This window comes from Actinacidiphila sp. DG2A-62, assembly GCF_035825295.1.
Taxonomy (GTDB): Bacteria; Actinomycetota; Actinomycetes; order Streptomycetales; family Streptomycetaceae; genus Actinacidiphila.
Genome location: NZ_JAYMGI010000002.1, coordinates 3364115 through 3376371, shown reverse-complemented (window position 1 = coordinate 3376371; position 12257 = coordinate 3364115). Strand labels below are relative to the sequence as shown.

Here is a 12257-nt window from a genome sequence, read left to right as displayed (position 1 = left end):
ACGGCGCCGCCCGCCCCGCCCGCCGGGCCTGTGGACAACTCCGCGGCACCCCCGAGATCCGGCCACCGCCGAGCCCACCCCGAGCCCACCCCGAGGCCACCCGGAGGTCAGCGCCGAGGCCCACCCCGGGGCGAGCGCCGCCCCTCACCGCCCGGGCGCCGCGGCCTCCTCCCGGTCGCGTCCGCACGCATACGCCAGCGGGCTGAGCAACTCCTCCGCGTCCGGCAGCCAGCGGTTGAGGGCGGTCGGCGGACGCAGCCAGCGCACGGAGCCGCCGGAGCACATCCGGGTCGGCGGGGCCGGCACCCAGCCGCCCTCGCCGCGCGCCGTCAGGTCCAGCGAGCCCGGCGCCCAGCCCATCCGCCGCAGCAGCTCAGGAACCTTGGCCCGCGCGCCCGGAAGCACGAGGAAAACGATCCGCCGGGCCGGGGTGGAGAGCACCGGCCCGAGCGGCAGCCCCATGCGCTCCAGCCGGGCAAGCGCCAGGAACCCGGCGGTCTCCGACACGTCCAGCGCGTCGAACGTGCGCCCCGTGGGCAACAGCACCGACGCACGGGGGTGTTTGTGCCACATCCGGCGCAGCGCCACCGCGTTGCCGCTGGCCTGACCGGCCCAGTCCGGCCTGGTCGGGTGCGCGCCGGGGGACGCGCACACCGGTGAGGCGCACGAGCAGCGCGGTGCGCCCCCCGGGGGCGTCTCCAGCCAGCAGCCGGGCAGCACGTCCCAGTGGCGTTCCTCCGCGTAACCCACCGCCGCCATGAGCAGTTGGCCCGTGAGCTGCCGCGGAACTCTGTTGGTCTCTTCCACGCGCTGCACAACTGCCCGCACCACCCCGGGTTACGGCCGTCGACGCGCGGCTCATGCCGGGCGCACGGATGCACTGCCGGGGGCGCGCGCGGGCAGCGGGCTCCGCCCGGGGGTAGGCAGGAAGCAGCCGGTCGGCGACCGGCGCCGCGCGGCGCCCACGGCGCCCGTGCAGTCGGCCGTGAGGGGCGGCCGGGTCCGGCCGCGGCAGCCCGCGTCCGGCGCCGGAGACCATCGGGCAAAGCCGAAATGCCGCCAATGCAGGCATATTTCGCCGGACAGCAGGGAAGAGAAGAACCCGAGGTACGATAAGGGGGGACCCATGGCGGCACGACCGCTCGTGGCGCGGCAGCCCAACGAAAGGCTCCAGGCGCTGATTCAGGAGGCCGGCTGCTCCAACGCCGGGCTCGCCCGCAGGGTCAACGTCTGCGGGGCCGAGCACGGACTGGACCTGCGCTACGACAAGACGTCGGTGGCGCGCTGGCTGCGCGGCCAGCAACCGCGCGGGCGGGCCACCGCGATCATCGCGGAGGCCCTCGGCCGCAAGCTCGGCCGCACCGTCTCGATAGACGAGATCGGCATGGCCGACGGCAAGAACCTGGCCACCGGCATCGGCCTGCACTTCGCGCCCACGGTACTGGGCGCCATCGAGCAGGTCTGCGAGCTGTGGCGCAGCGACGTCGGCAGGCGCGACTTCCTCAGCGGCTCCACCGTCGCCGCCTCCGCGCTCGTGGAGCCCAGCAGGGACTGGCTGATCACCCGCCCCGACCAGGGCGTGGCCCGCAACGGCGGGGCCAGGGTGGGCATGTCGGACGTCGAGGCGGTCAAGGCCACCACCCAGGCGCTCACCGACCTCGACCACCGCTTCGGCAGCGGCCACGTCCGCCCGGTCGTCGTCCACTACCTCAACAGCGTGGTCTCCGGCCTGCTCGCCGGCACCTACCGCGAGGCGGTCGGCCGCGAACTGTTCTCCGCCGCCGCCCGGTTGACCGAACTGGCCGGATACATGGCGGTCGACACCGGCCAACCTGGCCTGGCCCAGCGGTACTACATCCAGGCGCTGCGCCTCGCCCAGGCCGCCGGCGACCGCGGCTACGGCGGCTACATCCTGGCCGCGAGCATGAGCCACCTCGCCGCCGCCCTGGGCAACCCGCGCGAGATCGCCCAACTCGCCCGCGCCGCGCAGGAAGGCGCCCGCGGCCACGTCACCGCGACCGCCGAGGCGATGTTCCACGCCGCGGAGGCCCGCGGGCACGCGCTGCTCGGCGACGCACGCACCTTCGCGGCGGTCGCGGGAGCGGCGGTGGAGGCGATGGAGCGCTCCGAGCCCGACCAGGACCCGGACTGGATCGCCCACTTCGACCACGCCTACCTCGCCGACGAACTCGCCCACTGCCACCGCGATCTGGGCCAGGCCGTGCCCGCCGCCCGGCGCGCCGAGGAGGCGCTCGCCGCGCACCCGGTCACCCGCTCCCGGCGCCGCGCGATCGACCTGTTCCTGCTCGCCGAGGCCCAGGTGCAGCAGCGCGACCTGGAACAGGCGTGCCACACCGGCACCGAGGCGGTCACCCTGCTGTCCGGGCTGCGCTCCAGCCGGGGCGCGGAGTATCTGGAGGACTTCCGCCACCGCCTGGAGCCGTACGCGGACGAGCCGGCGGTGCGGGAGTTCACCGCCCGGATCGAGGAACGGGAGGCCGCCTGAGCCGCCCGAGGGCCGCGTCCGGGCCGCTGCCCGGCCGCCGCACACCGCCGCCGCGCCCGCACCGCCAGGCCCGTCCGCGCCGCCCCTGACGGCGAAAACCGCAGCCAAGTGCGGGCCGGCACCGAATCGTTACCGTACCGACACCCCGTCTCCGCACGTCCGCCAAACCCCTGGGCAGGCCCGCCGCGGGCAGGCGCGGCACGGCGCGCCGCGCCACGCACCCGGTGTGGCATGGCGCTCACTCGTTCGGGGCCGTGGCCGCCCCTCGGATTGACCCGGTAGCGTTGGCGGACGGTTGTGACGACAGCCGTGCGACGACCGTCGGGCGGCCGGGCGGCGAGGGTGGGAGTGGGCGGCGATGCACAGCAGCGGACGCGGCGAGGAATCGCCCGATGCGTACCGGGGCGTGGTGCTCCCCTCGCAGCAGGACCAGGCGCCCCTGAGCTACGGCGAACACGTCCAGCCCGCCGCCGGCACCCCCTGGGGTTCGCCGCAGCCGCAGGGCGAGCAGCCGCAGGCGCCCGGGCTCCCCGGCGCCCCCCAGGCGCCCGGCCTGCCGCAGTACCCCGGATACCCCGGGCACCCCGGGAGCCCCGGGCAGCCGCAGATCATCACCGGCCAGCTGGAGAACGGCCCGGCCGGCGCCCTGCCCGAGGCGGCCGACGCCACGCAGATGCTGCCGCCCTACCCGGGTGACGCTCCCGGTCCCGCCGCGCCCGGCCCGGCGCCTGTCGCCGACGCCACGCAGATGCTGCCGCCGTACCCGGGGAACGCGCCCGCTTCCGGCGGTCCCGGCGCCCCCGCCTCCGCGCCTGTCGCCGACGCGACGCAGATGCTGCCGCCGTACCCCGGCGCCGACCCGCACCGGGCGCCGCAGCAGGCCGCCGCACCCGGTCCCGTACCGCCCATGCCGCAGGCCCCGCCGCCGCAGCCGGCACAGCCGGTACAGCCGCCGCAGGGCAGGCAGGGCATGGCGCCGCCCCGGAGCCCGCGCCGGCCGAGGCGACCCAGGCGCTGCCGCTGTCGATCTTCCAGGAGCAGGACGCGTACGGGCAGCCGCAGGACGGCTACCCCGGTCAGCAGGCGCCGCGGCCCCCGCAGTCGCAGCCGCAGCAGCCCACGTACGAGCAGGCCTACGGCGGCCAGGGCCAGGACTACGCCTCCTACGACGGTTACGAACAGCGGACCCAGCAGTTCCAGCAGCCCGGGCAGCCGCCGCAGCACGACAGCGACTACGACCACCTGTTCCGGCAGGACGTGCCGAGCCCCGCGCCCATGCGGCCGCACATCATCCAGCCCGACCGCCCGCCGGGCCAGCAGCAGGGCCAGCCCCCGTACGGCGGCCACCCCGGCGCCCCCGGCGGCTACGGCCCCGGCGGCTACGGCCCCGACGGGCGCGGCCAGGGCGGCTACGACGGGTACGCCGGCCACGACGACGGCTACACCGGCGACCGGGGCTCGGGCGGACGCAAGCTGTCGCCCAAGGTGCTCATCGGCATCGTCGTGGCCGGGTGCGTGGTCGCCGGCCTGGTCGTCGGCGGCCTCCTCAACAGCGGCGGCAGCGCGAGCGCCGACAACGCCGGCGGCACGTCGTCCACCTCGCCGTCCGCCGCCGCCTCGGCGTCCGCGTCCGGCTCGGACGCACCGGCCGCGGCCGACCCCGCCAAGCAGCAGGCCCAGTCGCTGGACGCGCTGCTCAAGACCAGCGGCAACAGCCGCAGTTCGGTGGTCGGCGCGGTCGCCTCGACCAAGGAGTGCAAGGACCTGGGCGCCGCGGCGAGCGACCTGCGCGCCGCGCAGGCCCAGCGCACCGGCCTGGTCACCCAGCTCGGCAGCCTCCAGGTCGACAAGCTGCAGGACCACGCGGCGCTGACCGACGCGCTGACCAAGGCGTGGCAGGCGTCGGCCGCCGCGGACGGCCACTACGCGAACTGGGCGCACCAGGCGGCCACGAACAAGAGCGTCTGCAAGGGCGGCCACGCGCGCACCACCAAGGAAGCGGAGGAAGGCAACCGGCAGAGCGGCACCGCGACCGAGCAGAAGAAGCGCGCGGTCAAGCTGTGGAACGCCATCGCCGAGAAGTACGGCCTCACCACCCGCACGTACAGCCAGCTCTGACCCGAGGTCAGCTCCTCAGCTCCTCAAGAGGTCAGCACCTCAAGAGGTCAGGACGTCAGGTGCTGAGGCACCCGCGTCCTCAGCACCTCAAGTCCTCGACTCCTCAGCTCCTCAGCTCCTCGTCAGGACCAGGAGATCGTCGACCTCAGAGTCGGCGCCAGGTCGATGAAGCCCGGACGCGCCGACACCAGGCGGCCGTTGCGGATCACCTGGTACGTGACCTTGGAGTTGACCATCCGCGCGTAGTCCGGGATGCCCTTCATGTCCGCGGCGGTCCAGCCCAGTTCGGGGGTGAGGCCGCCGGTGGACAGGTGGGTGGTGTGGTCCAGGGCGTGCTGGACGCTCGCCGGGGTCACCTTGGTCTTCTCGTCCATCGCGCGCACCACCTCGGTGAAGACGGTGTAGGCGATCCACGTGGTCTGCTCGCCCACGTCCGCGACGTCGATGTCGTCGTCGTCGAAGGCGTACTTGGTGACCGCGGCCTTCATCCCGTTCCACTTGGGGTCGCTGGCGACCGGGTACCAGCCGGTGACGTAGGCGTTCTCCAGCGGACTGGAGGCGCCGCCGGTGGAGTCCACCACCGACTGCTCGACGCTGCCGAGCACCGACGACAGCCGCACCTTGGGGACCTTGTCGCCGGTCCTGCGCAGCGCGTCGAAGAACGTCGGCGTGTGGTCGCCGAGCACCGCGGAGACGCACGAACTCGCCTTGTCCGAGCCCACCGCGCGGGCCGCGGCCTCGGTGTAGTCGCTGGTGTCGTCGGGGGCCGGCTGGTCCACCGCCGCCTTCTCGCCGCCCGTCTTCAGCCCGGCGTCCAGGAACGCCGGGTACTGGTCGCCGGTGGCCGAGTCCGGCCGCACCAGGGTGACCTTCTTGCACAGGTCGGCCAACTGCCGCCCGCTGCCCGCCAGGAGCGCCGGCATGCCGCCGTTGACCGGGTACGACATCAGCGACTGGAACTCCTCCTCGGTGATCCCGAAGCCGCCCACGTACGGGATGCCGAGCGTCTGCAGCGAGGAGATGAAGGAGTCGCCCTGCTCGCTGTACGATCCGACGACCGCCACCGCGCCGGCGTCCGCGGCCTGGTGGGCGCAGTCCCTGACCGTGTTCGGGTCGTCCTTCTCGTTGCAGGTCAGCACCTTGAGCTTGCGGCCGTTGAGCCCGCCGTGGTCGTTGACGTACTTCTCGTAGACCTCGGCCATCGCCAGCATGCCCGGCTTGTTGGTGGCGTGGGTGCCCACCGGCGCCCAGGTCATCACCACGACGGGGCCCGGGGAGCCCCCCGCGCTCCCCGGGAGCACACCGCATGCACTGATCGGCGTGAGCAGCGCGGAAGCGGCCAGGAAAGCGGCGGAGGTCCTGCGGAATCCGCGCGCACGCAGTCCAGTCATGTATCCGGAAGATTCCGGTCTGTCGCCAACGCCCGGGTGCGCGCGGGGGAACGGGAGGTCACTTTCGGGTGAATTGCAGGTACCGGCGTCCGGGTGCGTACGATCGGGGACCGTGCAAGCTTCGGAGAAGTCTTCCCGCCGTGGCCGTGCCTCCTCCACGATGGGAGGCATGCCGCTCAACGACATGCCCTGGTGGCGATGGCGCAGCAATGTGCGCTCCGCACTGCACATGATCGGCGACCCGGTGTTCCAGCGCGAGGTCTGGCAGGCCGGGCGCGAGGGGTACGGGGACGTCACCGACGCCGTGTACCGCCTGGTGGAGGACACCTGGCTGGACAACTGGTCGGCCGAGAAGTACGTCGGCACGATCTTCCGCGACTCCCAGGAAGCCGCGCTGGTCGACGTGGCGGTGCTGCGGGTGCTGAAGATCCTGCACCAGGTGGGCGCGGACGCCCCGGTCGCCGCGTACCTGGACCACCACGCCTGGCCCGAGGCGGTGCGCGCGGCCCGCGAGGCCCACGTGCGGATGGCCCGGGCCGACGGCGAGGACCCCGACGCCCCGCCGCGCTCCCTGGAGATCCTGGCGATCTACAACCGCACGGCCGCCGCTTCCTGACCCCTCGGGCCCGGCCCGCCGACCGCGTGCGCACCGTTCCGCCGATCGGACATCCCTGCCGGAGCCCGGTCCGGTGTGCGAGGCTGGCGCGTGTGAACGCACAGCAGAGCCGGACGCCCGCCGGGCCGCCTCCGGCGCAGGAGCCGCCGCAGTACGTCCTCACGCTGTCCTGCCCGGACAAGCAGGGGATCGTGCACGCGGTCTCCAGCTACCTCTTCATGACCGGGTGCAACATCGTCGACAGCCGGCAGTTCGGCGACCAGGACACCGGCCTGTTCTTCATGCGCGTCCACTTCTCCGCCGACGCCGGGGTGACCGTCGACAAGCTGCGCGCGAGCTTCGCCGCCGTCGCGGGCGCGTACCGGATGGACTGGACGATCCACCCGTCCGAGGAGCGCATGCGGATCGTGCTCATGGTCAGCAAGTTCGGGCACTGCCTGAACGACCTGCTGTTCCGGGCGGGCATCGGCGCGCTGCCGGTGGAGATCGCCGCGGTCGTCTCCAACCACGAGGACTTCCGGGCGCTGGCCGGCTCCTACGGGGTGCCGTTCCACCACATCCCGGTCACCCGCGAGACCAAGGCCGACGCCGAGGCGGAGCTGCTGGCTCTGGTGGAGAAGGAGGGCGTCGAGCTGGTCGTCCTCGCGCGCTACATGCAGGTGCTCTCCGACGACCTGTGCGCGAAGCTGTCCGGGCGGATCATCAACATCCACCACTCCTTCCTGCCGAGCTTCAAGGGCGCCAAGCCGTACCACCAGGCGCACGCCCGGGGCGTGAAGCTGATCGGCGCGACCGCGCACTACGTCACCGCCGACCTCGACGAGGGCCCGATCATCGAGCAGGAGGTCGAGCGGGTCGGCCACGAGGTCACGCCCGAGCAGCTGGTGGCGATCGGCCGCGACGTGGAGTGCCAGGCGCTCGCGCGCGCGGTGAAGTGGCACTGCGAGCACCGCGTGCTGCTCAACGGCCGCCGCACGGTCGTCTTCGCCTGAGCCCCGGGCGCCCCGCCCGCTCCTTTCACCCGGCCCGGTCCTTTCGCTCGGCCAGGCCCGGGCGCCCTGCCGGGCCCGGGCGCTACAGCCGGGCCCGGGGCGCTACAGCCGGGACAGCGACGCCGCCGCGTAGAGCACGTCCCGCACCGCCGTACGGTCGCCGAGCCGGCCCGCCGCGGCCCGCTCGGGCTCCACGTGGCCCGCGGCGAGCTGACAGAACTCCACGCTGTCCATCGCCACGTGGGCGACCATCTCGTCCGGCGAGGCGGTGGCGCCCGGGGAGTCCAGCGGCAGGTACCAGTCGCCGCCGCCGGCGCCCTCGATCTCCAGCCGCAGCGAGCGCCCCGCCCGGCCGGCGGGCAGCAGCCGCGCGGGCGACTCGGCCAGGCCGGTTCTGCGGCGCTCGGCCAGCACACCGGGCAGCAGGCGCGCGGCCAGGTCGACCATGCCGTGCAGGGCGTGCGGCGGCGGGGGATCGTACGGGTAGTCCACCGCCTCGGCGATGTCGCCGGCGTGTATCCAGCACTCGAACGCCCGGTCCAGGAAGGCGTCCTGCAACGGCAGCGTGAAGGCGCCGTAGTCCACCGGGAGCTCGGCCGCGCCGCGGCCGGCGAAGGAGACCGTGCGCATCAGCGTCAGGCTCTGCTCGCGCCACTGCGAGCGCAGCGTCGCGCCGGGCAGATGTCGGCGCGCCGACCAGTGCGCCTCGGTGCGCTGCCAGGGGTCGAGCGGCAGCTCGACGTCCTGCCGCGCCCGGCGCAGCGGTCCGCGGCCCTCGGGGGCCCCGGAACCACTCGCTCCGCCCGAGCCGCCCTCGTCGCGGGAGCCGCCCGCGCCGCCGGAGCCCGCCAGGCCCAGCGACCTGGTCACCAGGCCGTCCACGGCGGACAGGTGCGCGATGACCTGGCCGACGGTGAACCGGCGGGTGGCCGGCGCGCCGTCGAACCAGCGCAGGTCCACCGGGGCCTCCCAGTAGCCGTCGCCGAGGTCGCGCAGCAGGGCGTCGAGCCGCGCCGCCTCCGCGCCGTACGGGCCGGCCCACTCGGGCGTCGGGATGCGCGCGGGACGCCGGCCCAGGCAGCCCTCCAGCACCCGGGCGCGCAGCAGCGGGTCGAGGTCCAGCGACTCCTCCTGGTGCAGCAGCCGCACCGCGTCGCGCAGCCGCAGCGCCTCGTCGGCGCAGGCCGCGCAGTCGGTGAGGTGCACCTCGACGGCCAGCGCCTCCTCGCGCGAGCACGCGGACAGCGCCCAGGCGCCGAGCAGCGACTTCAGCGTCGGGTGGTCGAAGTCCCCGCGCGGGCGCATCTCGTCGTCGCCCCCGCCGCCCGGCGCGCCGCCCGCGTCGGATCCGCCGTCCCCCGTGCCGTCCGCGCCCGCGTCGCAGCCACGGTCGCCCGCGTTGTCCGCGTCGGATCCGCCGTCGCCCGTGCCGCCCGCGTCGGTGCGCTGGTACGGCACGCGGGGCACGTCGCCGCCCTCGCCGGGGGTGTGGCCGCCGCCTCCGTCGTGGTAGGCCGGTCCGCTCATCGCGGGCCTCTCGGGTCGGGGCGTCCGCCGGGCCGGCCGAGTCCCTGGTCCGGGCCGCCGCCCGGCTCCATCGCGGTGGACAGAAGTTGCAGGCCGAGCCGCAGCCTGCGCCGCGCCTCGTCCTCGCTGACGCCGAGGCCCGCCGCCGCAGCGCGGTAGTCGAGCCGCTCGCGGTAGGCGAGTTCGAGGGCGGCGCGCAGCGGCGTCGGCATGGACGTGACGATGAAGTCGGCGCGGGCCGCGGTGTTGGCCTCGCGCACCCGCTCCTCCACCTCCGCCGGGGTGGAGCGGCCGCGGTTCTCGTACTGCCGCAGCTGGGAGACCGCGTGGCGCTGCGTCAGCGAGGCGATCCACGACCGCAGCGAGCCGTCCCTGGGGTCGTACGCGTCCGGGTTCTCCCAGACATAGCCGAACACCTCGCGGGTGATCAGGTCGGCCGCCTCGTCGTCCTCCATCACGCGGTGCGCGAGGCTGTGCACCAGGGAGGCGTAGCGGTCGTACAGCTCGGCGAGCGCGGCCTCCTCGCCGCGCGCCAGCCGCTGCTGCATCTTGCGGTCCCAGCGCGGCGGTGCGGGTGTCGCCATGGGTCGCCCCCCTCGCTTCGTCCCCCGCCTCGTTCCGTCTCCATCTTTCTCCCGCGTGCAGACCCGAAGGTACCGGCCGTGCGCCGTGGCGTACGCCCCTTTGCACCAACCTCACACCGAGTGTGACCGTTTTCGGCGCTCCGTTATCCGGGTGTGATCGGTTCCGCGCGCGGTTCCGACCGGATTCGGGCTTAGGGTCGTAGGGATGACCGAGGAGACGTCGACGGCGAGGCGAGGTGGGAACCCGTGCAGGTGACCCAGGCCGAGCGGGACGGGTGGGCGGTGGTCACCGTCGCCGGCGAGATGGACCTCATCTCGTCCCCCGCGGTCCGGCAGAAGGTGCACGAGGCGGTGGCGGACGGGCAGCGCAGCGTGGTGCTGGACCTCGCCGGGGTGCGGTTCTGCGACTCCAGCGGCGTGGGCGTGCTCATCGGCGCGCGCCGGCTCATGCGCTCGTGCGCCGGGCGGCTGCGGATCGTGCTACCCGAGGGCGGCAGCCCGGGGGCCGTGGGCGACGCGCACGTCAACCGCGTGCTCGCCGCCCTCGGCGTACGACGCCTGTTCGAGGTCTTCCCCGACCTGGACGCCGCGGTGGACGACCAGGCGCGCCCGCTGTCCGCCTGAGCCGGCGTCCCGGCGGGCCGCGGCGGACCTTCGGCGGGCCTGTGACGTGCCGGTGACGGGCCCGCGACGGCCCCCGACCGGCCCCCCACCGGCCCTTGGCCGGCCTCCGGCGGCCCCGCATACGTGACGCCGGTCACAGAGCGTCCGCACGGTGTTGTGTCCGATGCGTGACTTGTGACGCGGTGGAGTCGGGATCGACCTCGGGTACGCTCCATCGGGTGCCGTCGCGTTCAGGGGAGTCCACAGTCGCCGCCCGGTCCCGCCGGGGCGGCGCTGAGCCTGCGCGGACCCCTCGCGGCATCGGCGGCACAGTATGCAGCATGACCCCCCGGTCGCGTTGGAATATGCCCGAAGCGCTTGTTGGGGTGACTGTCGGTCAATCATGCTGGGTGGCGTCGAGGTCACGCACGGTGATCTTGAGCAGGCGTGAGGCGTCGTTTCCGCCGGTTCGGATGGTGTGAGCAGTGCAGGTGCTTCAGGTGCAGCTGGAGGTCGGTGTCGACCCCGCCGAGGTGGGGCGGGCGCGCCGCTGGGCGAGGTCGCGGCTCGCGGGTTCCGGGATAGGGGCCGACGAGCCGGTCGCGGAGACGCTGATCCTGCTGATCTCGGAGCTGGTCACCAACGCCGTCGTGCACACCGGATGTCCGGCCGTGCTGCGGATGCTGTTCCCGACGGCGCCCGCCGAGCCGGTACGGGTCGAGGTCGCCGACCGCAGCCAGGCGCCGCCGGCGCCGCGCCACGCCGAGCGCGACGAGACCGGCGGCCGCGGCCTGGAACTCGTCGACGGCCTCGCCGACCGCTGGGGCTGGCGCCCCGAGGCCGGCGGCAAGCAGATCTGGTGCGAGGTGGACCGCGGCGCGGTCCTGAGCTGAGCGCCCCGCGGGCCGGTCAGGCCGCGCCCGCGCCGGGAGCGGAACGCCCGCCGGCCTCAGCCGACCGGCTGCGTCGGCGCCGCCCTGAAGGTCCTGCGGTACGCGCTCGGGGACACCCCCAGCGCCGCCTGGAGGTGCTGCCGCATGGACGCGGCGGTGCCGAACCCGCACTGGCGGGCCACGGCGTCCACGCCGAGGCCCGTCGACTCCAGCAGATGCCTCGCCTGCTCCACGCGCTGCTGGGTCAGCCACTGGCCCGGGCTCATCCCGACCTCCTCCCGGAAGCGGCGGGTGAAGGTGCGCACGCTCATCGACTCCCGCTCGGCCAGCTGCCGCAGCGACAGCGGCTCGGCGAGCCGTTCCAGCGCCCACGCCCTGGCCCGCTCGGTGCCGGCCAGCCGCGGCGCGGGCAGCGGCCTGCGCACGTACTGCGCCTGGCCGCCCTCGCGGTGGGGCGGTACGACGGTGCGGCGCGCCACCTCGGCGGCGACCGCGGAGCCGAAGTCCCGCCGCACGATGTGCAGGCACAGGTCCAGGCCCGCGGCGACGCCCGCGGAGGTCAGCACGTCGCCGTCGTCCACGTAGAGCACGTCGGCGTCGACCCGGACCCGGGGGAAGATCCGCTGGAAGTGCTCGGCGCTGGTCCAGTGGGTGGTCGCCGGGCGCCCGTCGAGGAGTCCGGCGGCGGCCAGCACGTAGGAGCCGGTGCAGATCGACACCACGCGGGCGCCGGGCCGTACCGCCGCCATCGCCTCGGCCAGCGGGGCGGTCAGCCGCCCCTCCTCGTACACCGGGCCCAGCTCGTGCGACGCCGGGACCACCACGGTGTCCGCCTCGGCCAGCGCGGCGGGGCCGTGCTCGACCACGATCGGGAAGCCGGCGTCGGTGTCCACCGGGCCGGGCCGCAACCCGCAGGTGACGACCTCGTACAGCGGCGAGCCGTCCTCGGGCGTGCGGGCCAGGCCGAAGATCCGCAGCGGGATGCCCAGTTCGAAGGGCATGACCCCGTCGAGGGCGAAGACCGCGA

At 74.6% G+C, this 12257-nt stretch carries 11 protein-coding genes; 6 read left to right on the top strand and 5 right to left on the bottom strand.

What is annotated here, in order from left to right; all coding sequences use genetic code 11:
• Positions 1 to 144 precede the first annotated feature (144 nt).
• On the bottom strand, positions 145 to 759 hold the full coding sequence (locus tag VSR01_RS14735; RefSeq protein WP_326453666.1) for a bifunctional DNA primase/polymerase: 615 nt from the start codon (positions 757 to 759) through the stop codon (positions 145 to 147).
• A 367-nt stretch (positions 760 to 1126) separates the two neighbouring features.
• Here VSR01_RS14735 and VSR01_RS14730 point away from each other — a divergent pair, with 367 nt between their 5' ends.
• Both VSR01_RS14730 and VSR01_RS14725 read left to right on the top strand, forming a co-directional pair.
• Positions 1127 to 2506 (top strand): transcriptional regulator, encoded by a 1380-nt coding sequence (locus tag VSR01_RS14730; RefSeq protein WP_326449665.1) that lies wholly within the window; start codon positions 1127 to 1129, stop codon positions 2504 to 2506.
• 1275 nt (positions 2507 to 3781) lie between these two features.
• Positions 3782 to 4624: a hypothetical protein gene (locus VSR01_RS14725; RefSeq protein WP_326449664.1), complete on the top strand. Its 843-nt coding sequence runs from the start codon at positions 3782 to 3784 to the stop codon at positions 4622 to 4624.
• 122 nt (positions 4625 to 4746) lie between these two features.
• Here VSR01_RS14725 and VSR01_RS14720 read toward each other — a convergent pair whose 3' ends face one another.
• Entirely contained in the window at positions 4747 to 5880 is a 1134-nt protein-coding gene (locus VSR01_RS14720; protein WP_326449663.1) for an ABC transporter substrate-binding protein, read from the bottom strand.
• A gap of 295 nt (positions 5881 to 6175) precedes the next feature.
• On the opposite strand from VSR01_RS14720, the gene VSR01_RS14715 reads away from it, so the two are divergent.
• Positions 6176 to 6631, top strand: a complete 456-nt coding sequence (locus tag VSR01_RS14715) for an SCO4402 family protein (protein ID WP_326449662.1) — start codon at positions 6176 to 6178, stop codon at positions 6629 to 6631.
• 92 nt (positions 6632 to 6723) lie between these two features.
• Positions 6724 to 7623 carry a formyltetrahydrofolate deformylase gene (gene purU, locus VSR01_RS14710; RefSeq protein ID WP_326449661.1) on the top strand — a complete coding sequence of 300 codons (900 nt, stop codon included), beginning with the start codon at positions 6724 to 6726 and terminating at the stop codon, positions 7621 to 7623.
• 102 nt (positions 7624 to 7725) lie between these two features.
• Here purU and VSR01_RS14705 read toward each other — a convergent pair whose 3' ends face one another.
• Together VSR01_RS14705 and VSR01_RS14700 are read right to left on the bottom strand one after the other, a co-directional pair.
• Entirely contained in the window at positions 7726 to 9150 is a 1425-nt protein-coding gene (locus tag VSR01_RS14705; protein WP_326449660.1) for a maleylpyruvate isomerase N-terminal domain-containing protein, read from the bottom strand.
• Positions 9147 to 9734: a sigma-70 family RNA polymerase sigma factor gene (locus tag VSR01_RS14700; protein ID WP_326449659.1), complete on the bottom strand. Its 588-nt coding sequence runs from the start codon at positions 9732 to 9734 to the stop codon at positions 9147 to 9149. The genes VSR01_RS14705 and VSR01_RS14700 overlap by 4 nt, the downstream gene beginning before the upstream one ends.
• A gap of 246 nt (positions 9735 to 9980) precedes the next feature.
• On the opposite strand from VSR01_RS14700, the gene VSR01_RS14695 reads away from it, so the two are divergent.
• The gene (locus VSR01_RS14695; RefSeq protein ID WP_326449658.1) at positions 9981 to 10358 is read left to right on the top strand and encodes an STAS domain-containing protein; all 378 of its coding nucleotides are present in this window, start codon (positions 9981 to 9983) and stop codon (positions 10356 to 10358) included.
• A gap of 464 nt (positions 10359 to 10822) precedes the next feature.
• A complete protein-coding gene (locus VSR01_RS14690) occupies positions 10823 to 11230 on the top strand; it encodes an ATP-binding protein (RefSeq protein ID WP_326449657.1) in 408 nt (135 codons plus the stop codon).
• Between the two features lie 56 nt (positions 11231 to 11286).
• On the opposite strand, the gene VSR01_RS14685 is transcribed toward VSR01_RS14690, so the two are convergent.
• Complete coding sequence (locus VSR01_RS14685; RefSeq protein ID WP_442785675.1) at positions 11287 to 12231, bottom strand: GlxA family transcriptional regulator; 945 nt, start codon at positions 12229 to 12231, stop codon at positions 11287 to 11289.
• Positions 12232 to 12257: the final 26 nt, after the last annotated feature.

Coding starts and splice junctions, on each gene's coding strand:
- VSR01_RS14735 (WP_326453666.1), bottom strand. CDS start 759: ATGGCGGCGGTGGGTTACGCGGAGGAACGCCACTGGGACGTGCTGCCC.
- VSR01_RS14730 (WP_326449665.1), top strand. CDS start 1,127: ATGGCGGCACGACCGCTCGTGGCGCGGCAGCCCAACGAAAGGCTCCAG.
- VSR01_RS14725 (WP_326449664.1), top strand. CDS start 3,782: ATGCGGCCGCACATCATCCAGCCCGACCGCCCGCCGGGCCAGCAGCAG.
- VSR01_RS14720 (WP_326449663.1), bottom strand. CDS start 5,880: ATGACCTGGGCGCCGGTGGGCACCCACGCCACCAACAAGCCGGGCATG.
- VSR01_RS14715 (WP_326449662.1), top strand. CDS start 6,176: ATGGGAGGCATGCCGCTCAACGACATGCCCTGGTGGCGATGGCGCAGC.
- VSR01_RS14705 (WP_326449660.1), bottom strand. CDS start 9,150: ATGAGCGGACCGGCCTACCACGACGGAGGCGGCGGCCACACCCCCGGC.
- VSR01_RS14700 (WP_326449659.1), bottom strand. CDS start 9,734: ATGGCGACACCCGCACCGCCGCGCTGGGACCGCAAGATGCAGCAGCGG.
- VSR01_RS14685 (WP_442785675.1), bottom strand. CDS start 12,231: ATGCCCTTCGAACTGGGCATCCCGCTGCGGATCTTCGGCCTGGCCCGC.